This is a genomic window from Paenirhodobacter huangdaonensis (assembly GCF_004022465.1).
In the GTDB taxonomy this organism is placed as follows: domain Bacteria; phylum Pseudomonadota; class Alphaproteobacteria; order Rhodobacterales; family Rhodobacteraceae; genus Rhodobacter; species Rhodobacter huangdaonensis.
Genome location: NZ_SAVA01000010.1, coordinates 62,067 through 88,904, shown reverse-complemented (window position 1 = coordinate 88,904; position 26,838 = coordinate 62,067). Strand labels below are relative to the sequence as shown.

Here is a 26,838-nt window from a genome sequence, read left to right as displayed (position 1 = left end):
CTCTCCGATTGCTGAAATTGCCGCGGGCCGCCGGGCCCGCTCAGGTCTCCACCCGCGCCCGAAAGGTCAGGTCGATGCGTCGCAGGCTGCCCTGCGCCGCCCGCGCCGCCCGCGCCCGCACGAACCACAGCCCGACCAGCCGCCCGCGCGCGAGCGCAAGTGGCGCGTCGACCAGCGCATCCGAGACCGCCGCCGCCGCCGCCTTCGCCTCGGCAAAGCCCGCCGCATCGCTGATCACCGAGACGGTGAAGTCATGCAGCGCGCCGCCGCCGCTCCTGTCCGAAGCGTCGCGCACCTCCTCGGGGCCAAGGCTCACCCAGGTGCCGGCCGGCGTGCCGCCGGGCGCCGCGTCATGGATCGCGCTGCCGACAAGCGCCGCCAGCGCCGCGTCGTCGCACAGCGCCTGATAGACCGCGCCCTGCAGCGCCGCCGCCACGCCATAGCTCATCTCGCCACCTCCTCGCGGGCAAAACAGGTCAGATAGCGCGCCCCCGGGTCCGCCTCGGCGACCGCGAGGATCGCGAAGATCCGCGCGCCATCGCGAAAGCGCTGCCCGGCCTCGGGCCGGCGGGGCGAGCCCGCGGGCGCCGCACGCACGACGATCTTCCAGGAAAGCGTGCCAAGTGCCACGTCCTCGCCCGCCCGCGCGCGGCCGGAACCCGCGCTCATCCCGGCCCAGAGCGTGCCCCGCACCGTCCAGCCCGCGCCGAAGCCCCCCGCGCCATCCGCGACGCGGGCAGGCGCCTCGAGCACCAGCCGCCGGGTCAGCCGCGGCGCGCTCATCCCCGGCCCCCCAACACCCGCACCGTGCGCCAGCGCTCGATCAGCGCCATCACCCCGAAGGGCATCGCGCTCGCCTCGCCCGCCCCGTCGTGGCGCAACTCGAAATACTGTGCCGCCAGCAGGAACACCGCCTGCGCCAGATCGACCGGAAGCTCGGCCCAGGTGCCGAAACCCGCGGTGAAGTCGATCTCGGCCGTGCCCGCCACCGGCACCTCGGGCAGCGGCCCGCCGACGGCCTCGAGCCGCGGCCGCGCGAGATCCTCGACAAGCCGCCAGCGCGTGGCGGCAAGCACCGTCTCGGTGCCCGCCCGGTCGATCAGCCGCACCTCGGCCACCGCGCTCACCGGCGCCACCGGCAAGGGCACGCTCCGCGCGTCGCGCCAGCCCGGCAGCACCAGGCGGAACCCGCGCGCCAAAAGCACCTTGGCCGTGCGCCCCTCGATCGCCGCGATCGCCGCCCGCAGATAGGCCACCAGCGCCGCATCCTCGGCGCCCGTGTCGGCAAAGCCGCTGCCAAGCCGCAGGTGGTCGCGAAATTGCGCCACCGGCAGCGCCGCCTGCGCCACCGCCGTCAGTTCCTTCAGCATCATCGCATCTCTCCGAAAGTCGCTGCGCTCCCCCCGCGCACGCGGCACGGGGGGCGTTCGGGCGCGGGCCTCCCGCCGCCGCTCGGACGGAGGGAGCAGCTAGACGACGGCGCTCGGCCCGCGCCCGCCCGGCCGGGTCGCCCCGGCTCAGGCGGAGGGCCCCGCCTCCGCCTGCTTCGCCCCCCTCACGAGGTGGCGAATTTCAGCAGCTTGATCGCCGCGAAGTCGCTGACATCACCGCCCACCCGCTTCGAGGCGTAGAAGAGGACATGCGGCTTGGCCGAGAACGGATCGCGCAAGACCCGCAGGTCGGGCCGCTCGGCGATGGTGTAGCCGCTCGCGAAATCGCCGAACGCCAGCGCATAGGCGCCCGCGGCAATGTCGGGCATGTCCTCGGCCACCAGCACCGGATAGCCCATCAGCCGCGCGGGCTCGCCCGCCGCCAACCCGTCGGTCCACAGGAAGCGCCCGTCCGCATCCTTCATCTTGCGCACCGCGCCGGCGGTCTTCGAATTCATCACGAAGCTCGCATTCGCCCGGTATTCGGCCTCGAGTGCATAGACCAGATCGACAATCGCATCGGCGGCGTTCACCGCGGCGAAATCGCCATCCGCCCCGGTCGCGACATAGCCAAGCGCGCCCCAGGCCCAGGCGTCGTTCGCGACCTTGGAATGGGTCAGGAAGCCGGTCGGCTTGTCGACGCCATTGCCCGAGACGAAGGCCGCCGCCTCGGCCCGGGCGAAGCGGTCGGCGATGCGATTGGCAAGCCAGGTCTCGATGTCGAAGGCGGAATCGTCCAGCAGCCGCTGGCTCGCCTTCGGCATCGCGGCAAGCTCATGCAGCGGGATCGAGATCCGCTCGATCTGCGGCGTCGTCGTCTCGCTCAGCGTCGCGGTCTCGCTGGCCCAGCCCGAGCCGAGCTCGCTGCGGTCGACGAGCACGTCATAGGAGCTCGCCTCGACATTCACCACCGCCGCCACCTGGCGGATCGAGGCGGTCGCGCGCAGCACGCCGCGGATCGTCTCCGAGGTCTGCGGGTCGACGAGATAGCCGCCCTCGGCGGCCACCGCAGTGTTCAGCGCCTTGCCCTCGAGGCTCAGCGCGCGCAGCCCGTCGTCATCGCCCGAGCGCAGATAGGCCGCAAAGGCCTTCTGGTGCGGCGCCTCCTCGAAGGCCGCGGTGGCAAGGGCGGGACGCCCGGTGAAGGTCTTGCTCTGCAGCATGGTCAAACGCTCTTCCTGTTGTTGCATCCTCGTCTCCACTTCCTCCTGAAAGCCCTTGATCTCTTTCAGGAAACCGGACAGCGCAGTCTTCACCGCGGCGGCCGGCGCCGGCTCCGCGGACGGCTCCGCCCCGGACCGGGCCTTGAACTCGGTCGTCATCCTTGCACCTCTTTCGCGATGGGGCCGGCTCAGCGCCCGGCCAGCTCGGCCGCGGCGCCTGCCAGCGCCTCGGCCAGATCGCGCCAGATCGCGGCCTCGGGGCTCTCGCCCTTCGCCGCCACCCGCGCCTCGCGGAGCATCGGGAAGGTGACAAGCGACACCTCCCACAGCTCCAGATCGGCCAGCAACCGCTGGCCTTTCGCGTCCTTCGCCGCGCGCACCGTGCGATAGCCGATCGACAGCCCGTCGATCGCCCCCGCACCGATCAGCGCCGCCGCCTCGCGCGCCTTCGCGACATCGAGCAGCAACCGCCCCTTGACGTAAAGCCCGCGCGCATCCTCGAAGATCTCCTCCCACACGCCGATCGGCTGCGTCGGGTCGTGCTGCCAGAGCATTTTCACCGTGCCGCCCCGCGCCTTCAGCGCGGCGAGCGAGCGGGCATAGGCACCCGGCGCCACCACGTCGCCGCCCTGATCGGGCAGGCCGAAAAGGCTCGCATAGCCCGCGATCGCCGCGCCGTCCTGCACCGTCACCGCCTGCCCGCTTGCGCAGAACTTCAGCTCCAGCCCGCAATCCTCTGAATTCATGTCGACATCCTCATCTGGGAGCGTATTGCAAAAGGCCCTGGACCGCTTGCGTCAGGATCACTGCCGCGACGCCATAGACGGTCATCCACAGCCGTTTCTCGAGCCCGAGGATCATCGCCTCGATCTTCTCGAGCCGCCGTTCGACCTGGTGGAACTGCAGCTCCATGATCCGCTCAGTTGCCTCGAAGCGCTGCTCGTGAACCTCGAAGGGCTCCTTCAGGAAACGCGACCCGCCCGTCGCCATCTCAGCCCTCCGCCAGCGGCGGCAGGCCAAGGGCCGCGCGTTTCTCGGCATCGGTGAGAAAGCTCGCCTCGCCGATCCGCTTCCACTGCGCATCGCGCTCGGCGGCGAGTGCCGGCACCTGGTCGAGATCCGGGCGCAGCTCGATCGCGGCGCCCAGAAAGCCCGACAGCCACCACGCCACCGCCGCCGCGACCCGCGTCGCCAAGGGCAGCACGGTCAGCCGGTAAAAGGCCCGGTTCGCCTCGGCATAATTCGCATAGGTCGCGTCGCCGGGGATGCCCAGAAGCATCGGCGGCACCCCGAAGGCCACCGCGATCTCGCGCGCCGCGGCGGCCTTTGTCTCGTGAAACTCCATGTCCGAGGGCGAAAACCCCATCGGTTTCCAGTCGAGCCCCCCCTCGAGCAACATCGGCCGCCCCGCGTTGCGCGCACCCTGATGATGCGTTTCCATCTCGAAGACCAGCCGCTCGTATTGCTCGGGCGCCAGCGTCCCCTGACCATCCGCGCCCCGGTAGACAATCGCGCCCGAGGGCCGCGCGGCGTTGTCCAGAAGCGCCTTCGACCAGCCGGAGGCGGCATTATGCACCTCGATCGCCACCGCCGCCGCCTGCAACGGGCTCAGCCCGTAATGGTCGTCCTGCGGGTGAAAGCTGCGGATATGGCAGATCGGATCGGGGTGGCCGGTCATGTCGAAACGGTGCCGCCGCCCGCCCACGGCATAGTCATAGGCGACGGGCCAGCCATCCGCCCCGGGCACCACCGACATCCGGTCGGCGCGCAGCACATGCAGCTCGCGCGGCAGCCCGGGCTCGGGCACCACCGCCTCGAGATAGCCGTTCCCGCTCAGCAGCAGCTGGCCGAACAGCGCCTCGAACAGCTCCGCCCGTCCCTGACCCGGATTCGGGCGCCGCAGCAGGTCGAGCACCGGATGCACCTCATAGCGCCGCTCGGCGTCCTGGCAGATCAGCGGCACCGCCGCCGCCGCCTCGGCGATCAGCCGCACCGAGCGAAACCCCACCGGGTTGCCCAGAAACCCGAGCCGGGTCAGCGAGCTCGTGTCGCGCGGCCCCCAGACCGGCCGCCCGGCCCCCGTGGCCATCGCCACGATCCGCCCGCTGACCGAAGCCTTGCGCTCGGGCGCCGCCTCCGGCGCCTGCCGGCGAAAGAAGTTGATCCCCATCCGGTTCTCCTCGTCTTCATGTGGGCCCGGGCCCCGGGCACGGTCGGAAAAGGGGCCGGGAATGACCCCGGCCCCGAACGGTTGCTGTGCGGCTGCTGCCGATGTCGGCGGCGGGGGTTTCCCCCCCGCACCCCCGTGAGGTATTTAACGCAAGGAGAAAGAGGGGGTCAGAGCCCCCGCACCTGCGGCCGCCGCCACTGCGCCGAGGGCGCGATGATGAGTTCGGTCAGCGCCCAGACCAGCGCATCCGCCCGGTCGGGCGAGCCGCGGCCCTGATAGCCCTGCACCGTCATCCGGCACAGCTGATCCTCGAGCGCGCCCAGCCGGCCCGCGCGCAGGTGCTTGACCCGGCCCTGTTCGTAGAGCGCCGCGACCGGCTCGGCCCGCGCCGCCTTGCCGCGCGCGGCACGCAGCGCCTTGAATGGCACCAGCGGGTCGATCTGCCGGAGCACGCTTTCGACCAGATCGCCACCCTGGTTCACCTCGGCCACCAGCCGCTCGGCGCCCCATTTCTCGCGCGCCGCGATCGCCGCCCGCGCCCAGTCGGTCGGCCGCCCCCGCGCCGTGCAATCCTCAAGCACAAAGGCCCGCCAGTCCTGGGCCGGCCCGGTGCTGACCACGCCCGCGACGATGATCCCGCATTCGTCCGAGCCCGCCCCCGCCGTCACCGCCGGATCGACGGCAACGACGATGCGGTCAAGCGCCGGAACGCTGTCCACCCGCGCCGCCTCAAGGCCCGCAGTGCTCCACAGCGCGCCCTCGACATCGTCAAGCAGCACGCCATCGAGCTCCTGCCGGCCAAGGCGCGTGCCGGCATAACGACCCCGCACCTCCTCGAGGAAGGAGGCCGCCAGATAGGCCCGGTTCGCCTCGGTCGGCGCATGGGTGACGACAGTCGAGGGGTTGTGCAGGATCGCCTTCAGCACGCTCACATTGCGCGGCGTGGTGGTGATCACCTGCTGCGGATGTTCGCCAAGCCGCAGCGCGAATTGCAGCATGTCCCAGGTGTCCTCGGCCTTCTTCCATTTCGCCAGCTCGTCGGCCCAGGCGGCATCGAACTGCGGCCCGCGCAGCGCCTCGGGCTCATGCGCCGAGAGCGCCTGCGCGGTCGCCCCATTCGGCCAGACCAGCCGGCGCCGTCCCGCCTCCCAGTCCGGGCGCCGGTCGGGCGGCGAACAGGCCAGGATGCCGCTCTCGCCGAAGATCATCACATCGCGCACCTGATCGAAGGTCTCGCCCACCAGCGCCACCCGGTTGGCCCGGCCCGGGTCCGCCGGCCGCGCCCCCTCGACCTGCGCGCGCACCCATTCGGCGCCTGCGCGCGTCTTGCCGGCGCCGCGCCCGCCGAGGATCACCCAGCTCTTCCAGGCGCCCGCGGGCGGCAGCTGATGCGGCAGCGCCCAGAACTCGAAGATCCAGGGCAGCGCCAGCAGCGCGCCATCGCCCAGCCCGGAGAGAAACTCATCCACCTGCTCCGGCGTCGCGGAGGCGAGCCAGGCGGCGCCCGATCTCAGCGCGGGCGGCGTCGAAGTCGAGCTCGCCAGATCCGACGACCCCGGCAACCTGCTTGCGGAGTTTTTCAACGCGTGTCCTTTCATCCATCACCATCTGGAAGGCGGCCCGAAGGTCCTTCACCGCCTGCGCGGCGGCCTTCGCCTCCGTCAGATTCCCCTGGCGAACCCCTCGCATCGCCAGCGCCAGTTCCCCGGCAATTTCCCGATACAGAACCTCGGTCTCCGTCAGCAGGTCGACTGCCGGCGGAGCCCCTCCCGAGAAGGTCATTTCCATGTGTCGTGAACCCGCCTCTCATGCCTGTTCCGCACGAGCGAAATGAAAAAGCGCCGACGGTTTCCCGCGGCGCTTGCCCACTTCTCCTAGCATGACAAATCTCTACCGCAGAGCGTTCGCAAAGTCAATCGCTAAATCCAGGGTTGTGTTGCGCTGGCACAAAGAAACCCCCGGGATCACCGGGGGTTTCTCTAAAAGATCAGTTATTTGTGCCGGTCGTCGGCGCCGCCTTTTCCAGCGCGCGCCACTTCGCGACATTGCGGTTATGCTCCTCGAGCGTCTCCGCGAAGACGTGCCCGCCGCTGCCATCGGCCACGAAGAACAGGTAGGGCGTCGAATCGGGATGCAGTGCCGCCTCGATCGCCGCGCGACCGGGGTTGCAGATCGGCGTCGGCGGCAGACCGGCCACGACATAGGTGTTGTAGGGCGTCTGGCGGCGCAGCTCGCTTTGCCGCAGCCCCCGGCCCAGCACACCCTGGCCCTTGGTCACGCCATAGATCACCGCCGGGTCGGTCTGCAGCTTCATCCCCTGCTCGATGCGGTTGACGAAGACGCTCGCCACCCGCGTGCGCTCCTCGGCGATGCCCGTCTCCTTCTCGACGAGCGAGGCCATCACCAGCGCCTCCTCGGGCGTCGAATAGGGCAGGCCCGAGGCGCGCCCCTCCCAGGCCGCGGCCAGGATCGCCGCCTGGCGTTTCTCCATCTCGGCAATCAGCCCGTTGCGCTCGGAACCGCGCTTCATCTCATAGCTCTCGGGCGCAAGGCTGCCCTCGGCCGGCACTGCCTTGATCTCACCTTGCAGGAAATCGGCCGATTTCAGCGCCTCGACGATCTGCCAGCTGGTCGCGCCCTCGGCCACGGTCACCCGCAGCCGCACATCGGCCTTGCCCGCGGCCTCGGCAAAGCCTTCGGGCGGGGTCTCGGTCTTCGGGTCGAACTTCGCCTGCTCGACATAGTCGCCCGTCGCCGGGTCAAGCTCGCGCAGGATCAGCTGCTGCCCGGTCACGCCGATGCGATAGTTCAGCTCGGTGCCGCAGGTCGAGGGACCGCCCGAGGTGATCTGTTCGACGATGCCCTGCATCGTCGCGCCCGGCCCGATCAGATAGGAGCCGAATTTCAGATCGCCGCTCTTTTTCGCGTAATCCGCCCCGGCGCGGAAGATGTAGGCCGACGAGATCGCTCCCTGCGCCCGCAGCTCCTCCGACACCCGCGCAAAGCTCGCCCCGGGTTCGACCTTCAGGCAGACCGCCTGGGTCAGCGGCCCGGGCGCCTCGTACTGCTTCTGCGCCCAGGCGACGAGCCCGCCAAGCGCCACCAGCAGCACGATCAGCACCGTCAGGAAGTTCGAGACGATATGCCGCCACATCAGGCGCGGACCTTGCCAATGATCAGGCTGGCGTTGGTGCCGCCAAAGCCGAAGCTGTTCGACAGCGCCACGTCGATCTTGCGCTTCACCGCCACCTTCGGCGCGAGGTCGATCGTCGCCTCGGCGGCCGGGTTGTCGAGGTTCAGCGTCGGCGGCGCCACCTGGTCGCGGATCGCGAGGATGCAGAAGATCGCCTCGACCGCGCCCGCCGCCCCCAGAAGGTGCCCGATCGCCGATTTGGTCGAGCTCATCGTCGCCTGCGCCGCGGCATTGCCGAGGAAGCGCTCGACCGCCGCAAGCTCGATCGTGTCGGCCATCGTCGAGGTGCCATGCGCGTTGATGTAGTCGATGTCACCCGGGCTGATGCCGGCGCGCGCCACCGCCGCCTTCATCGCGCGGAAACCGCCGTCGCCATCCGCGGCCGGGGCGGTGATGTGATAGGCGTCGCCCGACAGACCATAGCCCAGCACCTCGGCATAGATCTTCGCACCGCGCGCCTTCGCATGCTCATATTCCTCGAGCACGACGACCCCCGCGCCCTCGCCCATGACGAAACCGTCGCGCTCCGTATCCCAGGGACGCGATGCCTTCACCGGGTCCTCGGCCGCGGTCGACAGCGCCTTGCAGGCGTTGAAACCGGCAATGCCGATCTCCGAGATCGGATTCTCCGCGCCGCCCGCCAGCATGACATCGGCATCGCCGAGCATGATCAGCCGCGCCGCATCGCCGATCGCATGGGCGCCGGTCGCACAGGCGGTCACCACCGAATGGTTCGGGCCCTTGAAGCCGAAGCGGATCGACACCTGTCCCGAGGCAAGGTTGATCAGCGAGGCGGGGATGAAGAACGGGCTGACCCGCTTCGGCCCGCGTTCCTTGATCAGCACCGCGGTCTCGGCGATCGTCTGCAACCCGCCGATGCCCGAACCGATCATCACGCCGGTGCGCTCGCGGCTCTCCTCGTCCTCGGGCATCCAGCCCGAATCCTTCACCGCCTGCTCGGCGGCCGCCATCGCGTAAAGGATGAACTCGTCGACCTTGCGCTGGTCCTTCGGCTCCATCCACTGGTCCGGGTTGAAGGTGCCGTTGGTGCCGTCGCCGCGCGGGATCTCGCAGGCATATTTGGTCGTCACATTGCTCGCGTCGAAGCGGGTGATCGGGCCCGCGCCCGACTGCCCGGCGATCAGCCGCGACCAGGTTTCCTCGACCCCGCAGGCCAGCGGCGTGACCAGACCCAGACCCGTGACGACAACGCGACGCATGCTCGACCTCTCAGAGTAGTGCTCGTTCGCGTCCTGATACACGCGCAGGCGGAACCGCGCAACGTCAAGCACCGCCGCGGCGCGGCAAAGCGCCCGGGAAATCGAGCGGATAGGCCGCAAGTTCCTCGTAGATCGGCCCCTCGGCGCGCAGGTGCGAGCGCATCATCGAGAAGCCCGTGACCTCGAAGGGATGCAGCACTAGATCTCCCCGCGCCTGCAGAAAGCGCCCCAGCCGGCCGGCCTCCGGCGCGCCGAAATCGCGCCCGAAGCGCGCCAGCGTCACATGCGCGCGAAAGCGGCGCCGCGGCAGCACCAGCCCCGCCGCCCGCGCGGCCGCCGCGACGGCGCGCACCAGCGCCTTGAGCCCGGGCTCGGGGCGCAGCCCCACGACCACCGCCTCCGGCCGCTCGGCCGGACCGAAAACGCCGATCCTGGCCGGGGCGAGCCAGAACCCCGGCAGCCGGATCGCATCGAGCGCCGCATCAAGCTCGCCCGCCTGCATCCGGTCGATCTCGCCCGCGAAAGCCAGCGTCAGGTGCAGGTTCTCCGCGGCGACGGGCCGGCCGCAGCCAAGCTCGTCTTGCAGCGCACCAAGGCGCGCCGCCACCTCTTCGGGCAGCATGATCGCGACGAAGACCCGCATCGCCCCCTCCGGCAATGAAAAACGGCGCCCGCAAAGGGCGCCGTTCAGGAAATTCTGTCCGGAAGGATCAGACGGCTTCCGAGATGAATTTCACCGCGTCGCCAAAGGTCTGGATCGTTTCCGCGGCGTCGTCCGGGATCTCGATGCCGAACTCTTCCTCGAAGGCCATCACCAGCTCGACGGTGTCGAGGCTGTCAGCGCCCAGATCGTCGATGAACGAGGCGGTCTCGGTGACCTTGTCCTCTTCGACGCCCAGGTGTTCCACGACGATCTTCTTCACGCGATCAGCGATGTCGCTCATGTCTCTTCCTCAATTTGAGGGCCTTGGCCCGTCCCGTATTCCGTGCTCGCAAGAGCGGCTTGGCGCCCCCGGCCGGGGCTGAAAGCCCAGGGCAAAGGCCCTGACCTGTTCCCCCGCGCCTATAGCACAGTCATGCCCCAAGGCAAGCCGTTTCGCAAGCGCGGGCGGCGCGTCAGATCATCGCCATGCCGCCGTTGACGTGCAGCGTGGCGCCGGTGACATAGCCCGCTTCCGGACTTGCCAGATAAAGCACCGCTGCGGCGATTTCCTCGGCAGACCCCATGCGCCCGGCCGGGATCTGGCCCAGAATCTTGCCCTTCTGCTCGTCATTCAGCTTCTCGGTCATCGCCGTCGCGATGAAGCCCGGGGCGACGCAGTTGACCGTGATGCCGCGGCTTGCAACCTCATAGGCAAGGCTCTTCGACATGCCGACAAGGCCGGCCTTGGCGGCGGCATAGTTGCCCTGCCCCGGGTTGCCGGTCGTGCCGACGATCGACGAGATCGAGATGATCCGGCCCCAGCGCGCCTTCATCATGCCGCGCAGGCTGCCGCGCATCAGCCGGAAGGCCGAGGTCAGGTTGACGTCGAGCACCGACTGCCATTCCTCGTCCGACATCCGCATGAACAGGTTGTCGCGGGTGATGCCGGCGTTGTTCACCAGAATGTCGAGCGACCCCATCGCCGCGACCGCGGCCTTCGGCAGCGCCTCGACCGAGTCTGCATCCGACAGGTTCGCCGGGCAGACATAGGCGCCTTCGCCCAGCTCCGCGGCCAGCGCCTCGAGCGGTTCGACCCGCGTGCCCGACAGCGCGACCTTCGCCCCCGCGCCATGCAGCGCCTTCGCGATCGCCCCGCCAATGCCACCCGAAGCGCCCGTCACCAGCGCCGATTTCCCCGTCAGATCAAACATTGCTTTCCCCTCGGATTGCCGTCGCGTCTCCTTAGCAGCGTTCCGCCCGTCCCGCCAGCCTCGCAGCCGCGGCGCCTCTGCCATAAATTTGCCGCTTTTCGCCATCACCGTCCGCCGCATTGAAAAATGACTTCCCAATTGACGACCCCAGATTCACCAAATTGGCAGATCCATGGCATTCATCACCCCGATCGCCCGGCCGGACTCTCCGGGCACCTCTGTTTTCGACGGCATCTTCAGTTTCGGGGGCGGCCTTGCGCTGCTCACCCTCTCGGTGTTGCTGATCCTCGCCGCCGCCGTCCTGCGCGAATGGCATCATCCTGTCAGCGACCGGCGCGACCGGCCGCGCAGGCCGCTGCTCTGACGGTCCGCCGCGTCAGATGGCGCAGCCGGGTATGAAGCCGCCGGCATGAAAAAGGGGCGGTGCCCCGCCCCTTCCCGTCCCGATGCCGCCGGGCTCAGCCCTTCAGCTTGGCGATGTCCTCGGGCGTGCCCACGGCCGCCTGCGTCGTCTCCTTGGCGATGCGCTTGATCATCCCCGACAGCGCCTTGCCCGCGCCGATCTCCCAGAACTCGGTCACGCCCTGACCGACCATCCACAGCACGCTCTCGCGCCAGCGCACCGAGCCGGTGACCTGCGCCACCAGAAGCCTGCGGATCTCCTCGGGGTCGGTGACGCCATGGGCAACGACGTTCGCCACCACCGGCACCGCCGGCGGCTGGATCGCGACGCCTGCCAGCGCCTCGGCCATGCGCTCGGCCGCGGGCTGCATCAGCGCGCAATGGAAGGGGGCGGAGACCGGCAGCATCACCGCCCGCTTCGCGCCCTTCGCCTTGGCGATCTCGACCGCGCGCTCGACCGCCGCCTTCGCGCCCGACACCACGACCTGCGCCGGGTCGTTGTCATTCGCGGCCTGACAGACCTCGCCCTGTGCCGCCTCGGCGGCGACCGCCGTCACGGTCTCGAAATCGAGACCAAGCAGCGCCGCCATCGCGCCGACGCCCACCGGCACCGCCGATTGCATCGCCGCGCCGCGCACGCGCAGCAGCTTCGCCGTGTCGGTGATGCTCAGGCTGCCCGCCGCGCACAGCGCCGAATATTCGCCGAGGCTGTGGCCCGCGACAAAGGCCGCATCGGTCACCGCGAAGCCCTCGGCCTCGAGCGCCCGCATCGCCGCCATCGAGGTCGCCATCAGCGCCGGCTGCGCATTCGCGGTCAGCGTCAGCGTCTCGATGTCGCCCTCCCAGATCAGCGCGCTCAGCTTCTCGCCCAGTGCCGCATCGACCTCCTCGAAGACTGCGGCCGCCGCCGGCCATGCCTCGGCCAGTGCCCGCCCCATGCCGATCGCCTGCGCGCCCTGCCCCGGGAAAACAAATGCTCGGCTCATGCCATCCTCCGTGTCCGAATTTGCCCACCTCTAGCCCGGCCCTGCCGCCGGGGCAACTCCTGCGCACAGCGTCTGTGCAAAGGCCGGCGTGGCCGGCCGGGCCGCAAGCGACTATCCTGCGCCGGTCCCGAACAACGGCCCGAGGCTTTGATGCTCTCCAATACCCCCACCTCCTACGGCACGCTTGCCCGCGCCTTCCACTGGCTCGTCGCATTGCTGATCCTCAGCGCCGTCGCGCTTGGCCTTTATGGCGAAAGCCTGCCGCGCAACGCCGAGACGATCGACACGCTGAAGACGCTTTATTCCGCGCACAAGACGATCGGCGTCGCGGCCTTCTTCACCGCGCTCGCCCGGATCCTGTGGGCGCTCGTCCAGCCCCGCCCCGCGCCGCTGCACCCCGAGCGCCGGCTCGAGACCTTCGGCGCCGAGCTGGTGCACTGGGCGCTTTACGGCGCAATGCTGGTGATGCCGGCCTCGGGCTGGATCAGCCATGCCGCGCAGGCGGGCTTTGCGCCCATCCTGTGGCCCTTCGGCCAGACCCTGCCCTTCGTGCCGCAGTCGGATGCCGTCGCCCATGCCGCCGAAGGCGTGCACAAGCTCTCGGCGCTGGTGCTCTATGCCGCGGTTGCGCTGCATATCCTCGGCGCGCTGAAGCATGTGGTGATCGACCGCGATGCGACGCTGGCGCGGATGACCCGCGGCACCGCGGCGGGCCCCGGCCGCGCCGAGCACTCGGCGCTTGCCCCGCTCCTTGCGCTGGTGGTCTGGGCCGCGGTGGTCTCGGTCGCGCTGCTGGTGCCGCCGCCCGCCGAGGAGGGCGCCGCGCCCGCCGAGGCCGCAGCGACCGCGCCTGCCCCCGCCGCGACGCCTGCTGCCGCTGCCGGCAACTGGCAGGTGACGCAGGGCACGCTTGGCTTCACCGTGAAGCAGATGGGCGCCGAGGTCAGTGGCAGCCTGCCGACCTGGACCGCCGACATCGCCTATGACGAGGCGACCGGCACCGGCACCGTCACCGTGACGATCGACACCACGACGCTCGCGCTCGGCTCGGTCAGCGATCAGGCGAAGGGGCCCGAGTTCTTCGACACCGCCGCCCATCCGAGCGCCACCTTCACCGCCGCGATCAGCCGCGGCGCGGGCACGGCCCATACCGCGACCGGCACGCTCACCCTGCGCGGCACCGAGGTGCCGGTGGTGCTGCCCTTCACCCTGACGATCGCGGGCGACACCGCCACGATGACCGGCGAGACCACGCTCGACCGGCGCGCCTTCGGCATGGGCGCAACCTATCCCGACGAGGCGATGGTGGGCTTCAACGTCGGCGTGCAGATCGCGCTGACCGCCACGCGCAAGAACTGATCTCCCGCGCCCTCTCGAACACAAGGCCGGCGTCCCCGACGCCGGCCTTTCTGCTGCACTCCACACGCCGAAGCGGCGCCGGAAGGGGTGGAACGATCCGGCCTATGCCTTCTCGCTGACGATCCGCATTTCGCGGTAAGTCCCCGGCCCGCCGGGCCGGGGAAGCGGCGGCCGGATCAGCTCCAGCCGCACACGCCCTTCACCTCGGTGAAGTCGTGGATGCCCCAATCGGCATATTCGCGACCGTTGCCCGACTGCTTGTAACCGCCGAAGGGCGCGAACAGATCCCATGCCGGCCCGTTCACATAGACCGAGCCCGCGCGCAGCTGCCGCGCCACCGTCCGCGCCGTCTCGAGGCTGCCCGACTGGATATAGGCGGCAAGGCCATAGACCGTGTCATTGGCGATCGCGATCGCCTCCTCGACCGTGTCATAGGGCAGGATCGACAGCACCGGCCCGAAGATTTCCTCGCGCGCGATGGTCATGTCGTTGGTCACACCGCCGAAGACGGTCGGGCGCACGAAATAACCGGTGTTGCGCCCCGCGGGCTTGCCCGGACCGCCGGTGACAAGCGTCGCGCCTTCGGCGATGCCCGCCTCGATCAGCCGCTGCACCTTGTCGAACTGCAGCGCCGAGACGAGCGGCCCCATCGTCGTCGCCTCGTCGCGCGGATCGCCGATCACCACGCTCTCGGCCGCGGCCTTCGCGATTGCCAGCGCCTCGGCATGGCGGGCGCGCGGCACCAGCATCCGGGTCGGCGCGTCGCAGCTCTGCCCGGTGTTGTTCATCACCCCGATCGTGCCCTCGCGCACCGCCTTTTCAAGGTCGGCATCGGGCAGCACGAGGTTGGGCGACTTGCCGCCCAGCTCCTGCGCCACACGCTTCACCGTCTCGGCCGCGGTGCGGGCAACGATGATGCCGGCGCGGGTCGAGCCGGTGAAGCTGACCATGTCGACCTCGGGATGGGCGGCCATCACCTGACCGACATCGGGGCCGGTGCCGTTCACCAGGTTGAAGACCCCCTTCGGCGTGCCCGCGGCCGCCATGATCTCGGCGAAGAGAAGCCCGCTCATCGGCGCGATCTCGGAAGGTTTCAGCACCACGGTGCAGCCCGCGACGATCGCCGGCGCGACCTTGCACACGATCTGGTTCATCGGCCAGTTCCAGGGGGTAATCAGCGCGCACACGCCCACGCCCTCGCGCAGGATCTGCGTGGTGCCGCGGCTTTCCTCCCAGGCAAAGCGCTCGGCGGCGGCGATCGTCGCCTCGAGATGGCCCTGCCCGGCATAGGCCTGCGCCTCGCGCGCCCAGGTGATCGGCGCGCCCATCTCGTGGCTGATCGCCTGCGCCATGTCCTCGTAGCGGGCCTTGTAGGCCTCGAGCACACGTTTCAGCAGCGCGATGCGCTCGGCCGGCGGCGTGGCGGACCAGGCCGGGAAGGCCGCGCGCGCGGCCGCGACGGCGCGCTCGACATCGGCCGCAGTGCCGGCCGAGATCACCGCATAGGCGGTCTCGGTCGCGGGGTCGATCACCTCGATCTCAGCCGGGGACACCGGGTCCACCCAGGCCCCGTCGATGAAGAATTTGCGGGTATCGGTCATGTCAGCTCCGTTCTTGGCCGGGGCTCCCGGCCGGGTTCGGGCGGCAAGGGCCGCCGGTTCGGGATGCGTGGCCGGGCGGGCGCGGCATCTGCGCCCCGCCCGGCCGGTGAGGTCATTTCGAGGCGAAGCCGAGGCCGTCCTTCAGCCAGTACCAGCGCACGCCAAGCCCCATCACCGGGCGGCGCAACGCGTGCCAGGCAATGCGGCGCAGCGGCGTGCGCGGATAGACCGCCTCGCCCCGCCCGGCGATCTCCCCGGCGAGCATCCGCCCGAAGGCCGAGGCCAGCGCCACGCCGCGCCCGTTATAGGCCAGCAGACAGATCAGCCCGGGCTCGGGCTCGTGGAAATGCGGCAGCCCGTCGAGCGACAGGCACACATGCCCCGACCAGCGATAGCGCACCGGCACGCCGGCGAGATCGGGGAAAAGCTTCAGCATGCCACGCTCGAGCGCCGCCATCAGCCGCGCATCCTCGCCGTCGCCCACCGCACCGCGGCCGCCGATCATCAGCCCGCCGCGCGGGGTCTGGCGCATGTAGAAGGCGAGCTTGCGGGTCTCCGACATCATCACCCCGCCCGGCATGACCCGCGCCGCCAGTTCCGCCGGCAGCGGATCGGTCGCAAGCTGCATGCTCTGCACCGGCAGCACCGACTGCGCGAGGCCGGGCTTCAGCCCGTCGGTATAGGCATTGGTGCCGAGGATCACCCGGCGCGCCGTGCAGCGCCCCTGACCGATCTGCAGACTCCAGCCCGAGGGCGCGCGGCTCAGCCCGCGCACCGGGCTTTGCTCGTAAAGCATCGCCCCTGCCCGCGCGGCCGCCCGCGCCAGCCCCCGGGTGTAATCGAGCGGCTGGATCGCGCCCGCACGCGGGTCACGCCAGCCGCCGAACTGGCTGGCCGTGCCGGTGCGCGCCGCCACCTCGTCGCGCGACAGGATCTCGACCGGCACGCCGCGGGCCTGCCATTGCCGGGCGCGCGTCGTCACCGCCTCGAGCGCATGGGGCGAATGCGCGGCCTGGATCCAGCCGCCGCGCACCGGGTTGCAACGGATGCCGTGGCGGGCGATCAGATCGAAGGTCAGATCGGCCGCACCGCCCGCCATCTCGGCCAGCCGGCCGCCGCGGTCGGGCCCGTATTTCGCCACCAGATCCTCGGGGTCGTATTTCAGCCCCGGGATCACCTGCCCGCCATTGCGCCCCGAGGCGCCAAAGCCGATGTGCCGCGCCTCGAACAGCGCGACGCGTAGCCCCGCCTCGGCCAGATGCAGCGCCGCCGAGACGCCGGTGATGCCGCCGCCCACGATCGCCACGTCGACCTCGCTCTGCCCCGTGTGCGGTGCGAAACCGCACGGCGGTTCCTCGCTCTCGTTCCACCACAGAGAGTCCGCAAAACTCTCCTGACTGCTTTTCACCGTCTCTCTCCTGTTCGCCTGTTGGCCATTGTCGTGCACTCCGGGCGCGCTCAGCTCGTGCTGTTCACCCAGATCACCTCGGCGGGCACGTCGCCGTCGTTGAAGAAGCGGTGGCGCAGCGTGCTCGGGAAGGTGAAGCTGTCGCCCGGGCCGAGCAGATGGATGCGCCCCTCGATCTGCAGCGAGAAGCTGCCGGCGGTGACCACGCCCACCTCCTCGCCCTCATGGGCATAGCTGTTCTCGCCCGAACTGCCGCCCGGGGCGATGGTGACGACATAGCCCTTGTAGCGCGAATGGCCGATCGGGGTCGCCAGCAGCTTGGTCACGCCATTGGTATCAAGCACCTTGGGCTGGGCCGTGCGACGCACGATGAAGGGGCTGTCCTCGGGCGCCGCCGCCTGCGCGCCGACCGGGTCGATCACCGCAGCGGGCGAGATGCCGAGCACGCCGGCAATCGCATAGATCGTGCGCACCGTCGGCGAGACGAGGCCGCGCTCGACCTGCGACAGCGCGCCGATCGACAGCCCCGCCTCCTCGGACAGGCGGCCAAGCGTCATGCCCTGCTTCAGCCGCTCCGCGCGCAGGCGCATGCCGATGCTGTCGGCCTCGCTCGGTTCGGCGGCGGCGCGGCGGGACGGGGGCGCGGCGGTGTCGCCTTGCGGCTCGGCGGGGTCAATGTCGGAAGTCATGGGGGTCCTTCGGAAACGAATGGGAAGAATGCGTCCAGAGTGCGGGCGCGCGGCCGCGCGGTCAAACCCGATACGGCCGGACCGGGCCTCAGCCCGGGATCACGACGAAATCCGCGTCGCGCCAGCTCAGGGTGACGGCATCGCCCTGCGCCAGCGCCGCAATCCGCCCAAGCTCGCGGCTGCGCACCTGCACCGCCGAGCCGTCGGCAAGGCGCACGATCAGCCGGTATTCGACGCCGAGATAGATCCGGTCCTCGATCGTGCCCGAGAGCGCGTTCGCCGGCCGCTCGCCCTCGGCCGCCAGCGCGATCACCTCGGGGCGCAGCACCACCGTCACCGCCGCGGTCTTTGCCGGCGCGCGCGGATCGCCCGCGGGCAGGATCGCCTGCCAGCCCGGCCCCTCGAGCCGGCACAGGCCCGCCTCGCGCCGTGCCGTGCCGCGCAACAGGTTCGCCTCGCCGATGAAATCGGCGACGAATTCCGAGTTCGGCCGGGTGTAAAGCTCCTGCGGCGTGCCGATCTGGGCAAGGCGGCCGGCGCGGAAGATGGCGATGCGATCGGACATCACCAGCGCCTCTTCCTGGTCATGGGTGACCGAGACCACCGTCGCGCCGACCTTGCGCGCGATATGCATGATCTCGATCTGCATCTGCCCGCGCAGCTTCTTGTCGAGCGCCGCCATCGGCTCGTCGAGAAGCACGATATCGGGGTGGAAGACGAGCGCGCGGGCCAGCGCCACGCGCTGCTGCTGGCCGCCCGACATCTGCTTCGGGAAACGTTTGGCGAAATCGGCAAGCCCGACGATGCCCAGCATCTCGCGCGCCCGCGATTCGCGCTCGGAGCGCTTCACGCCGCGGGTCTCGAGCGGATAGGCGACGTTTTCGAGCACCGTCATGTGCGGGAAAAGCGCATAGTCCTGAAACATCATGCCGATGTTGCGCCGCTGCGGGGTGACGCCGGTCATGTCGCGCCCGTCGATCAGAAGCGCGCCGCTGCTCGGCTCGACGAAGCCAGCGATCACCCGCAGCGTCGTCGTCTTGCCCGAGCCCGAGGGCCCGAGCATGGTCAGGAACTCGCCCTTCTTCAGCTCGAAGGAAACGTCGTCGAGCGCCCTCACCTCGCCGTAGTGCTTGCTCACTTGCTCGAGCTGCAGCGCCTTGTGCGGAAAACTCATCGGTCGGACTCCTTCAGGGTGTAGGACAGCACCACGCCAAGCGCCGAGACCGCGATCAGGATCGCGCCGACGGCGGCGGTGGCGGGGTCGAGACTGGTGCGCACCTGGTTCCAGATCATGATCGGAACGGTGCGGGTGCCGGTGTCGGCGACGAACATCGCCACCACCACCTCGTCCCACGAGGTGATGAAGGCGAAGACCGCGCCCGAGATCACGCCGGGCAGAATGAGCGGCAGCGTCACCCGGCGGAAGGTGAAGAGGCGCGAGGCGCCAAGCCCGGCGCTGGCGAGCGCAAGGTTCGGGTTCACCATGCGCAGGCTCGCGAGCACCGAGACCAGCACGAAGGGGATCGCGAGCACGGTATGGGCGGCGATCAGCCCGGCATGAGTGCCCGCCAGCCCCCAGCGCGCGAAGACAAGGTAGCTGCCGACGCCGAAGACGATCACCGGCGTCACCATCGGGCTGAGCAGGAAGCCAAGCACCAGCGCCCTGCCGCGGAAGCTCGCCGCGTTCAGCATCATCGCCGCCGCCGTGCCGAGCGCCGAGGCGAGCACCGCGGTGGCCGAGCCCACCAGCAGGCTGTTGCCCAGCGCCGCGCGCCAGTCGGGATCGCTCAGCACCTTGCCATACCAGCGCAGCGAGAAGCCCTCGGGCGGGAAGACCAGCCGGTTGCCCGCGGAAAAGGACATCGGCACGATGATCAGCGTCGGCACCAGCAGGAAGAGCGCAGTGGCGCAGACGAAGGCCCAGAACAGGGTCTTGCGCAGACGGTCCGTCATCATGCCGCGGCCCTCCGCGAAAGCAGCATCCGGCCGAGGCCGAAGACCGCGAAGGCAAGCGCCGTCAGCGCCATCAGCACCACGGCGAGCGCCGCGCCGAGGCCGAAGTTCAGCTGTTCCGAGAATTGCCCGGCGATCATCTGCGCAATCATCATGTCGCGCGGGCTGCCAAGCAGTGCGGGCGTGATGTAGAAGCCGAGTGCGAGCGTGAAAGTCAGGATCGCCGCCGCCAGCACGCCCGGAAGCGCCATCGGCAGATAGACCCGGCGGAAGCCGTGAAACCAGCTCGCGCCGCAGATCGACGAGGCCTCCATCAGCCGCATGTCGATCTTCTTCATCACCGAATAGAGCGGCAGCACCGCATAGGGCAAGAGCACATGCACCATGCCGAGGATCACCCCGGTCTCGGTGCGAATGAGCTTGAGCGGTTTCTCGATCAGGCCCAGCCCCAGCAGCATCTGATTCACCAGCCCGGTGTTCTGCAACAGCACGATCCACGAGAACGAGCGCAGGAGCAGGCTGACCCAGAACGGGATCAAGAGCGCGATGGTCAGGAACAGCAGCGCGCGCCGGCCGGCATTCGCCATCGCATAGGCATAGGGAAAGGCCACCAGCACCGTCACCGCCATCACCACCAGCGAGACCCGGAAGGTCTCGGCGATCACCCGCAGGAAGACCGGACGGGAGAAGATCAGCGCATAGTTCTTGCCGCTGCCGCCGGGCAGCGAGGCGCCGATCAGCTGGGCAAGCGGGTAGACGTAGAACAGCAGCAGGAACAGCAGCGCCGGCAGCAGAAGCGCGCTGCCGCGGGGCAGCCGCTCGAGCAGTGTCGGACTGCGGCGGATGGCAGGGGAAGAAAGGGTCATGTCAGGCCTTCGGGGTCTTGGCGTCCGGCCCGCCATCGCGCGGGCCGGAAGATCTTGGTGTCAGGCGCGCGGCGCGGCGCTCACTCGAGCAGCCATTCCTGGAAACGCATGTCGACATCGGCGCCGTTCTTCGCCCACCAGTCGGCATCCATCAGCACCCGGTTGTCGAGGTGATCGGTCGGCAGGTTGCCCTTGAAGGTCTCACTCACCCCTGCGACCGCGGTCTTGTTCGACGGGCCATAGGGCATGTACTGGGTGAAGGCGATCTGCTGCGCGGGTTCGGTGAAGAACTCGAGCGCCTTCATCGCCGCCTCGCGGTTCTTCGTGCCCTTCGGCACCACCCAGAAGCCGGTCTGCGAGGTCCACTGCGTCCAGTCGATCTTGATGCCCCGCTCGGCGCCGCTGACCGCGCGGCCGACCCAGACGAGGCCCATGCTCGCCTCGCCGCTGTCGAGAAGCTGCTCGGATTGCGCACCAGTATCCCACCACACGATGTGGTCCTTGATCGTGTCGAGCTTCTTCAGCGCGCGCTCGACATCCAGCGGATAGAGCTTGTCGGCGGGCACCCCGTCGGCCAGCAGCGCGGTCTCGAAGATGCCGCTCGGCGCGTATTTCCACACCGCGCGCATGCCGGGGAATTTCTCGAGGTCGAAGAAGTCCTTGTAGCCCTGCGGCGCGGTGGCGAACTCGGTCGCGTTATAGGCCAGAACCGTCGCCTCGATGTCCGAGGCGATGCGATAGGTGCCGGCGGTGCCGGGGATGAACTTGTCGCGGTTCACGATCGTGTAGTCGATCGGCTCGAGCCACTCGGCATCGCTGTCGAGCCCGAAGCTGTCATCGGTGACCATGATGTCCCAGTCGACCGCGCCGCTTTCGACCATCGCCTTCAGCTTGGCGTTGCTCGAGGGGCTGTCCTGGCGAATGGTGATCTCGGGGTGGGCGGCGGCGAAAGGCGCGAAATAGGCCTTGGCCTGGGCCTCCTGATAGCCGCCGCCATAGCTCGACACGGTGAGGGTGGTTTCGGCCAGCGCCGCATCGGCGGTCAGCACGAAGGCCCCGGCCAGCAGCGCGCGCCACAGATTGTTCTGCATTCTTGGCTCCCTTGTTGGTGACTCGGAGCGTCGTCACAAAAACGAAATCAGTCAAACTGATTCTTTAGTTAAATGAAATTTTGTCACCAGAATCGGTAAAAACGAGCGGTATATTCCGGAGTTCAGGCTAGAAAATCTGCACAATAATGAAATCTCCGAGGCAGAAGCCTCCGCCGCGCCGGAATTTCACTATGGTGAATTTCAGCCCCGGGCACCGTTCAGCCCCCCGGCCCCGGCCGCGGGGCGCGGGCGAAGACATCGTCGATCATCCCGCGCGCCGCCTCGAGCTGGCGCTCGGGCGTCCAGTGCGCCGGGTAGAGCAGCGCATAAAGCAGCAACCCGTCGAGCGAGACGCAAAGCCGGTCGGCAAGGCGCTCGGCCTCCTCGGGCGGAAAGCCAAGCGTGCGGATCCAGCGCAGGTGATGGCCGCGCAGCGCCGCATAGACCTCGTCATGGATCTCGTGCAGCCCGGCATCGTGCTGGGTCAGCGCCCAATAGCCGATCCAGACCGAGAGCTGCCGGCGCCGCGCCGCGTCGAGCGGCAGGAAGACCTTGACCGCGCGCAGCACCGCGGCCCGGTCGGCGGTCTCGGGCCAGACCACGACCGCCTGATCCCGGAGCCAGCTTGCCCGCACCGCGGCCTTCACCATCGCCGCGCGGTTCGGGAAGTGATGGGTGATGAGCCCGATCGTGGCATCGGCGCGCGCCGCGACATTGCGCATGCTGAGCGCGGTGACGCCCTGCTCGGCAAGCACGTCGCAGACCGCATCGGTGATCCGCTCGATCGGGTTCTGTCTGGGTTCTGACATCGGTCTCGTCGTTTCGTTCTGGCGGGCGCGGGTCCGGCCACATCGTGCCGCCGCCGCCGCGCAGGCGCAAGATTACATAACAATCGTCTTGTCGGTGAGCGGTGCACCGCGCAGGAAACGGTCAAGCGCGAAGGGCTGCAACCGGCGCTCCACCTTGCCCTCGGCGATCGAGCGGGCAAGCAGCACCCCGGTGCCGGGCCCGCCGGTCCAGCCATAGGACCAGCCGGCCGAAAACCACAGATCGCGCAGCTCCGGATGCGGGCCGATCAGCGGCGCCCAGTCGGGCGTCGCATGAATGAGCCCCGCCCAGTGCCGCAGGATGCGCAGCTCGGCGAGTTGCGGGAAAAGCCGGGCATAGACGCCCGCCGTGCGGGCGAGCACCGGGAAATCGGCCGTCAGGCTCATCCGCGGCCGCTCGGGCACCTCGGTGCCGCCCACCACCTCGCCGCGCGCGGTCTGGTGCATGTAGCACAGGCTGTCGATCAGCGCGATGCCGGGGCCGATCAGCGGCCGGATCGGCTCGAGCGCCATCGCCTCGATCCGCATCGAATGGCCGGGCACGGTGACGCCGGCCATCTCGGCCACCGTCAGGTTGAAGCCCCCCGCCGCAACGACGATCGTCTCTGCCGCGATCCGGTGGTCACCCAGCAGAACCGCCGCGGCACGGCCGTTCTGCGTCTCGATCCCGGTCACCCGGGTGCGATAGCGGACATCGACCCCGGCCTCGAGACAGGCGGCATGGAAGGCCTTCATCCCGGCGTGATGCGGCGCGACACCGCCATCGGCCAGATGGATCGCGTTCAGCACCTTGTCGTGCCGGATCGCCGGCAGCACGCGGCGCACGCCCTGCCCCGAGAGCAGCTCGGCCTTCACCCCATACTGGTGGTGCAGGCGGATGGTGTCGTTCAGAACCCCCGCCGTGCGTTCGGTCTCGGCCACCATGGTATAGCCGCGGCGCGAGAACATGGTGTTGTGGCCGAGCGTGCGCGACAGATCCTGCCAGCAGCGGGTCGAGAATTCGAACAGCTCGATCCAGGCCTGCGAGCCGAAGCCGCCGCGGATCAGCGTGCCGTTGCGCCCCGAGGCCCCGCCCTGCCAATAGCCCGCATCGAGCACCAGCACCCCCTTGCGCCCGTTGCGGGCAAGGTTGAAGGCGCAGGCCAGCCCTTGGATGCCGCCGCCCACGATCACCACCGAGGCCTGCGACGGCAGCGCCGCATCTTGCATCTTCATCATTCATACCCTCCCTCGGGGCCACTTGCCGGGCGGACATCGGGGGCGACCAGCCCCTCCATCCCCGCCGCCTGCGCCACGGTCAGCGCCCGGCGCGGGGCGCGGTGGCTGGGCCTTGGCACGCGCTGCACGGCCTGCGGCGCGAGCTGCGCGACAACCGCGGCCATCGTCTCCCAGCAGGGAAAGCCCTGACACGGCCCCATGCCGCAGGAGGTGAGGCGCTTGAGCACCTCGAGATCGGTGATGCCACGGTCGATGTGGTGGCGCAGCTCGCCCACCGTCACATCCATGCAGGCGCAGACATAGGCCGCATCGTCGAGCACCGCCGGCAGCGCCAGCGGCGCGACCGGCCCTGCGCAACTGCCCGCAAGCGCCACCCGCGCCGGGATCTCGCCCGGGCGCAGCTGCACGCAGCCGGCGGCCGAGGCCTGAAACGGCAGTCCGGGATCGGGCCGCGCGTCGCCCGCAAAGATCACGCAATCGCAGCGGAGGCGCCCGTCCACCTCGACGCCCGTCACCCGGTTCCGGCCAAGGATGCGGCGCAGCCCGGCGCGCGGGCCGGCGTGGACGCAGCACGCCCCCGAAGGCGCAAGGCGGCGCGCAAGCTCTGCTGCCGCGCAGGCATCCTCGGCAAAGACCGCGATCCTGCGCCCCGGCGCAACGCCATGATCGAGCGCCAGGCGCAGCGCGGCGCGCGCGTCGATCACCCCGGGCAGGTGGTTGCCGGGCACCAGCGGCGGCATCGCCCGGCGCCCGGTCGCCAGCACCACCCGGCCCGGCACGAAGACGAGCCCGCCGCGCGTGGCATCATGGGGCGCCGCCGCCACGATCTCGCCGCCGCGGTAGAGGCCGAAGACCTCGGTCTCGGCGAAGACCTGCACCTGGGGCGCAAGCGGCACCGCGGCCCGGGCCGGATCGCGCGCCGTGCCGGCCGCGGCCGACCGGGTCACCAGCGCGACGCGCGCGCCCCCGGCCGCGGCGGCATTCGCCGCGCGCCGCCCCTCGACGCCGCCGCCGACGACAAGCAGGTCAACCTCGACCCGCCTGCCCGGCACCGCCTGCCCCGGGCGCGGCGCCGGCGGATCGGCCATGCCGGCCAGATGGCTCATCACCTTTTCCGCCAGCCGAAAGGCGCGCGGCGAGCGCGGCATCAGCGCGCCATGCTCGAAGCCGCCATAGAGCCACGGCGCCGGCACGAGCGACAGCGCCCGCGTCACATCAAGCCCCGGCCCGGGCCAGCAGTTCTGTGCGCGGACCTGTGCGCCGGCGCGCAGCGGCACCTGATCGAGCCGCACGTTCGGGATGCCGTCGACGCGCGCGAGGCTGCCCGAGACCGAGGCCCCGAGCAGCCCGAGCGGCAGGTGCCGCTTGCGCGTCGTCGCCACCCGGCGGATGCCGTTGCGCCACAGCGCGGCCGCCAGCGTGTCCCCCGCCCGCCCCGTCAGCCGCCGCCCGTTGAAGCTGAAGGCGATCTCACCGCCCGCCGCCGATGCCGTCCCGTCCATCCCGTCCCGCCTTCCCTGCTGTCCCCAGCACCGCCATCCGCCCGGCCGGTCTCAACCGTAGATAACAATCGTTATCTCATGTGAGACGTCGATGCCGGCGACTGTCAACGATTTTCAACCGCGGCACCGGGATTTCCTCCGCGACCGGATAGGGGCATCGAAACGGCAGGCAGCGCGAGACCCTGCCCCCGGATCTGCACGGGATGCGTTACCACAATGATCATTGGGTTAAGCCAGCAGGGACGACAGGAGCGCCGGCACCGGCACCAGCATCGCCAAGGCCGTTGCGAAGCGAGCGCCACGACCACCCGCCACCCGCCATCCGCCACCCGCCACCCGATGTGCCGGATGGCAGAAGAGGCGTAACAGATGATTCTTGGCGGTCAGCCCCCATTGATCTTGTTTTTCGACATGTGTCAGCCCCTGCTGGGAGACTGACCGATGCGCAATCTTTTCCGGCTGACCAGCACGCAGATGGCGCGGCGCGCGCCGTTCGTCGGGAAAACAGTCCCCCGGACTGTTTTCTGATCCGCCTCCTTCCCCAGACGCCATGACAGGCCACCGGGCGGTGACAGACGTATGCTGAGCGGGATAGTCTTCATCAATCGCAATGGCTTGCCGTGGCGCGATGCGCCGCGGGCGTCTGGCCCGTTACAACCGCTGGACGTGGTGGAGCGGCAAGGGGAGCTTTGCCCGGATGAGGAAGAGCTGGCCGCCGAGGCCGCGCATCCTCGCCTCGATCGGGCCTCGGATGCGATCGGCAGAGCATCGCTCCCAGAGCGCCCTCCGGACACAGCCGATTGGCGTCCGCGATGCGCACCAGCCCCAACCGGAAACCTGATGCCGGTGCTGCCCCCAGCAGGGTCAGGGGGCCTAGTGTCCGCAGCTCGATCTCCCGGCGGCGCGGAGCAACAGGCGCGCTGCAGGCGCGGGAAGCGGCCGCTGCCGCCTCCCGCTCTCTCAAGGCCGCGCTCAGCGCTCGCCGCGCACATAGGCGGCGCCAAGCGCCGCAGGGAGTTTCGCGTTGCGCCCGGCGATCAGCAGCACCGCCATCACCGCGGCGAAGGGCAGCATCTGCACCACGTCGGTCGGGATGTCGACGCCCGCGACCTGCAGCGCCGTGGCGGCCGAGAGGCAGGCCCCGAACAGGGCCGCGCCAAGCAGCACCCACAGCGGCCGGCCGCGTGCCAGCATCGCCAGCACGATGCCGATGAAGCCGTTGCCATGCGTCATGAAGGGCACGAAGACCCCCGCCGCCGCGATCGACATGAAGGCACCGCCGAGCCCGACCAGCGCGCCGCAACCGAGCACCGAAAGCGCACGGATCGCCAGCACGCTTTCCCCCGCGGAATCGAGCGCGGCGGGCTTGTCGCCGGCGGCCTGGATCGCCAGGCCCAGATGGGTGCGGCGGTAGAGCCAGACGAAAGCCGGCACCAACGCGAGCGCGAGATAGACCACCGGCTCGCGGTCGAAGAGCGCCGGGCCGACGATCGGGATCTCGGCCAGCCCCGGGATGCGCCAAGTCGCGACCTCGGGCAGGCGCGGATAGAGGCGCGAGAACTGCACATGGTGCAGCAGCGCCGTCGCCCCCTCAGCACCAAGCGTCAGCGCGATGCCGATCACGATCTGGTTCAGGCCGAGCCGCACGCAGAACAGCACCATCAGCGCCGCCACCATCATGCCGCCAAGGGCGCCGGCGAGGAAGCCGAGCCCGGTGCTCCCGCTCGCCCAGGCGACATAGAAGCCGAGGTAGGCGCCGCCGAGCATCATCCCCTCGATGCCGACGTTGAGCACGCCGGCCTTTTCCGAGAGCTGTTCGCCCAAGCCTGCCAGCAGCAGCGGCACCCCGGCCGCGACCACCCCCGCAAGCAGCGCGATCAGGAAGGTATCGGTGAAAAGCGTCATC

At 69.7% G+C, this 26,838-nt stretch carries 28 protein-coding genes and 1 pseudogene; 3 read left to right on the top strand and 26 right to left on the bottom strand.

The genetic code is table 11. The features are described 5' to 3' along the window. Positions 1-40 precede the first annotated feature (40 nt). The 14 genes from EOW66_RS16155 to fabG form a co-directional block, all read right to left on the bottom strand. A complete protein-coding gene (locus tag EOW66_RS16155) occupies positions 41-448 on the bottom strand; it encodes a DUF3168 domain-containing protein (RefSeq protein ID WP_128157319.1) in 408 nt (135 codons plus the stop codon). Continuing rightward, positions 445-783 carry a head-tail adaptor protein gene (locus tag EOW66_RS16150; RefSeq protein WP_128157318.1) on the bottom strand — a complete coding sequence of 113 codons (339 nt, stop codon included), beginning with the start codon at positions 781-783 and terminating at the stop codon, positions 445-447. Before EOW66_RS16150 ends, EOW66_RS16155 begins: the two co-directional genes overlap by 4 nt. Next, positions 780-1,373, bottom strand: coding sequence for a head-tail connector protein (locus tag EOW66_RS16145; protein WP_128157317.1), 594 nt, complete (start codon positions 1,371-1,373; stop codon positions 780-782). The genes EOW66_RS16150 and EOW66_RS16145 overlap by 4 nt, the downstream gene beginning before the upstream one ends. Before the next feature lie 182 nt (positions 1,374-1,555). After that, positions 1,556-2,752, bottom strand: a complete 1,197-nt coding sequence (locus tag EOW66_RS16140; protein WP_128157316.1) for a phage major capsid protein — start codon at positions 2,750-2,752, stop codon at positions 1,556-1,558. Between the two features lie 29 nt (positions 2,753-2,781). After that, positions 2,782-3,339, bottom strand: a complete 558-nt coding sequence (locus EOW66_RS16135; protein WP_128157315.1) for an HK97 family phage prohead protease — start codon at positions 3,337-3,339, stop codon at positions 2,782-2,784. A gap of 10 nt (positions 3,340-3,349) precedes the next feature. Continuing rightward, the gene (locus EOW66_RS16130; protein ID WP_128157314.1) at positions 3,350-3,583 is read right to left on the bottom strand and encodes a GTA head formation protein, RCAP_rcc01685 family; all 234 of its coding nucleotides are present in this window, start codon (positions 3,581-3,583) and stop codon (positions 3,350-3,352) included. Position 3,584: 1 nt separating this feature from the next. Continuing rightward, entirely contained in the window at positions 3,585-4,763 is a 1,179-nt protein-coding gene (locus EOW66_RS16125) for a phage portal protein (protein ID WP_128157313.1), read from the bottom strand. A gap of 167 nt (positions 4,764-4,930) precedes the next feature. After that, positions 4,931-6,232, bottom strand: a complete 1,302-nt coding sequence (locus tag EOW66_RS16120; protein WP_128157312.1) for a DNA-packaging protein — start codon at positions 6,230-6,232, stop codon at positions 4,931-4,933. After that, positions 6,225-6,551 (bottom strand): hypothetical protein, encoded by a 327-nt coding sequence (locus EOW66_RS20715; protein ID WP_239017615.1) that lies wholly within the window; start codon positions 6,549-6,551, stop codon positions 6,225-6,227. Before EOW66_RS20715 ends, EOW66_RS16120 begins: the two co-directional genes overlap by 8 nt. A 199-nt stretch (positions 6,552-6,750) precedes the next feature. Then, positions 6,751-7,917 carry an endolytic transglycosylase MltG gene (mltG, locus tag EOW66_RS16110; protein WP_128157311.1) on the bottom strand — a complete coding sequence of 389 codons (1,167 nt, stop codon included), beginning with the start codon at positions 7,915-7,917 and terminating at the stop codon, positions 6,751-6,753. Further along, complete coding sequence (fabF, locus tag EOW66_RS16105; protein WP_128157310.1) at positions 7,917-9,176, bottom strand: beta-ketoacyl-ACP synthase II; 1,260 nt, start codon at positions 9,174-9,176, stop codon at positions 7,917-7,919. The genes mltG and fabF overlap by 1 nt, the downstream gene beginning before the upstream one ends. A gap of 64 nt (positions 9,177-9,240) precedes the next feature. Continuing rightward, positions 9,241-9,819, bottom strand: coding sequence for an RNA 2',3'-cyclic phosphodiesterase (gene thpR / locus EOW66_RS16100; RefSeq protein ID WP_128157309.1), 579 nt, complete (start codon positions 9,817-9,819; stop codon positions 9,241-9,243). Positions 9,820-9,886: 67 nt separating this feature from the next. Then, positions 9,887-10,120 (bottom strand): acyl carrier protein, encoded by a 234-nt coding sequence (locus EOW66_RS16095; protein WP_068765186.1) that lies wholly within the window; start codon positions 10,118-10,120, stop codon positions 9,887-9,889. A gap of 172 nt (positions 10,121-10,292) precedes the next feature. Further along, positions 10,293-11,030 (bottom strand): 3-oxoacyl-[acyl-carrier-protein] reductase, encoded by a 738-nt coding sequence (fabG, locus tag EOW66_RS16090; protein WP_128157308.1) that lies wholly within the window; start codon positions 11,028-11,030, stop codon positions 10,293-10,295. 172 nt (positions 11,031-11,202) lie between these two features. Between fabG and EOW66_RS16085 the strand changes: the two genes are divergently transcribed. Beyond that, positions 11,203-11,394, top strand: coding sequence for a hypothetical protein (locus EOW66_RS16085; RefSeq protein WP_128157307.1), 192 nt, complete (start codon positions 11,203-11,205; stop codon positions 11,392-11,394). A 94-nt stretch (positions 11,395-11,488) separates the two neighbouring features. On the opposite strand, the gene fabD is transcribed toward EOW66_RS16085, so the two are convergent. Beyond that, positions 11,489-12,418, bottom strand: coding sequence for an ACP S-malonyltransferase (fabD, locus tag EOW66_RS16080; protein ID WP_128157306.1), 930 nt, complete (start codon positions 12,416-12,418; stop codon positions 11,489-11,491). Between the two features lie 150 nt (positions 12,419-12,568). Between fabD and EOW66_RS16075 the strand changes: the two genes are divergently transcribed. Continuing rightward, the gene (locus EOW66_RS16075) at positions 12,569-13,777 is read left to right on the top strand and encodes a cytochrome b/b6 domain-containing protein (protein WP_128157305.1); all 1,209 of its coding nucleotides are present in this window, start codon (positions 12,569-12,571) and stop codon (positions 13,775-13,777) included. A gap of 176 nt (positions 13,778-13,953) precedes the next feature. Here the strand turns inward: EOW66_RS16075 and EOW66_RS16070 are convergent, their stop codons facing one another. The 10 genes from EOW66_RS16070 to EOW66_RS16025 form a co-directional block, all read right to left on the bottom strand. Beyond that, positions 13,954-15,378 carry an aldehyde dehydrogenase family protein gene (locus EOW66_RS16070; RefSeq protein ID WP_128157304.1) on the bottom strand — a complete coding sequence of 475 codons (1,425 nt, stop codon included), beginning with the start codon at positions 15,376-15,378 and terminating at the stop codon, positions 13,954-13,956. Positions 15,379-15,490: 112 nt separating this feature from the next. Continuing rightward, positions 15,491-16,786, bottom strand: a complete 1,296-nt coding sequence (locus tag EOW66_RS16065) for an NAD(P)/FAD-dependent oxidoreductase (protein WP_128157303.1) — start codon at positions 16,784-16,786, stop codon at positions 15,491-15,493. A gap of 50 nt (positions 16,787-16,836) precedes the next feature. Continuing rightward, on the bottom strand, positions 16,837-17,475 hold the full coding sequence (locus EOW66_RS16060) for a cupin domain-containing protein (protein ID WP_128157302.1): 639 nt from the start codon (positions 17,473-17,475) through the stop codon (positions 16,837-16,839). An 88-nt stretch (positions 17,476-17,563) separates the two neighbouring features. Further along, the gene (locus EOW66_RS16055) at positions 17,564-18,649 is read right to left on the bottom strand and encodes an ABC transporter ATP-binding protein (protein WP_128157301.1); all 1,086 of its coding nucleotides are present in this window, start codon (positions 18,647-18,649) and stop codon (positions 17,564-17,566) included. Further along, positions 18,646-19,431, bottom strand: a complete 786-nt coding sequence (locus tag EOW66_RS16050; RefSeq protein WP_206363722.1) for an ABC transporter permease — start codon at positions 19,429-19,431, stop codon at positions 18,646-18,648. Before EOW66_RS16050 ends, EOW66_RS16055 begins: the two co-directional genes overlap by 4 nt. Next, on the bottom strand, positions 19,428-20,294 hold the full coding sequence (locus EOW66_RS16045) for an ABC transporter permease (protein WP_164881155.1): 867 nt from the start codon (positions 20,292-20,294) through the stop codon (positions 19,428-19,430). The genes EOW66_RS16050 and EOW66_RS16045 overlap by 4 nt, the downstream gene beginning before the upstream one ends. 80 nt (positions 20,295-20,374) lie before the next feature. After that, positions 20,375-21,385, bottom strand: coding sequence for an ABC transporter substrate-binding protein (locus EOW66_RS16040; protein ID WP_128157299.1), 1,011 nt, complete (start codon positions 21,383-21,385; stop codon positions 20,375-20,377). 218 nt (positions 21,386-21,603) lie between these two features. Next, positions 21,604-22,194, bottom strand: coding sequence for a TetR/AcrR family transcriptional regulator (locus tag EOW66_RS16035; RefSeq protein ID WP_128157298.1), 591 nt, complete (start codon positions 22,192-22,194; stop codon positions 21,604-21,606). 72 nt (positions 22,195-22,266) lie between these two features. After that, positions 22,267-23,430 (bottom strand): NAD(P)/FAD-dependent oxidoreductase, encoded by a 1,164-nt coding sequence (locus tag EOW66_RS16030; RefSeq protein ID WP_128157297.1) that lies wholly within the window; start codon positions 23,428-23,430, stop codon positions 22,267-22,269. Continuing rightward, the gene (locus EOW66_RS16025; protein ID WP_128157296.1) at positions 23,427-24,932 is read right to left on the bottom strand and encodes a 2Fe-2S iron-sulfur cluster-binding protein; all 1,506 of its coding nucleotides are present in this window, start codon (positions 24,930-24,932) and stop codon (positions 23,427-23,429) included. Before EOW66_RS16025 ends, EOW66_RS16030 begins: the two co-directional genes overlap by 4 nt. 441 nt (positions 24,933-25,373) lie before the next feature. Between EOW66_RS16025 and EOW66_RS20710 the strand changes: the two are divergent. After that, positions 25,374-25,632: pseudogene (locus tag EOW66_RS20710) on the top strand (transposase); the annotation flags it as partial. Positions 25,633-25,904: 272 nt separating this feature from the next. Here the strand turns inward: EOW66_RS20710 and EOW66_RS16015 are convergent. Continuing rightward, the gene (locus tag EOW66_RS16015; protein WP_128157295.1) at positions 25,905-26,837 is read right to left on the bottom strand and encodes a putative B6 ABC transporter permease subunit 1; all 933 of its coding nucleotides are present in this window, start codon (positions 26,835-26,837) and stop codon (positions 25,905-25,907) included. Position 26,838: the final 1 nt, after the last annotated feature.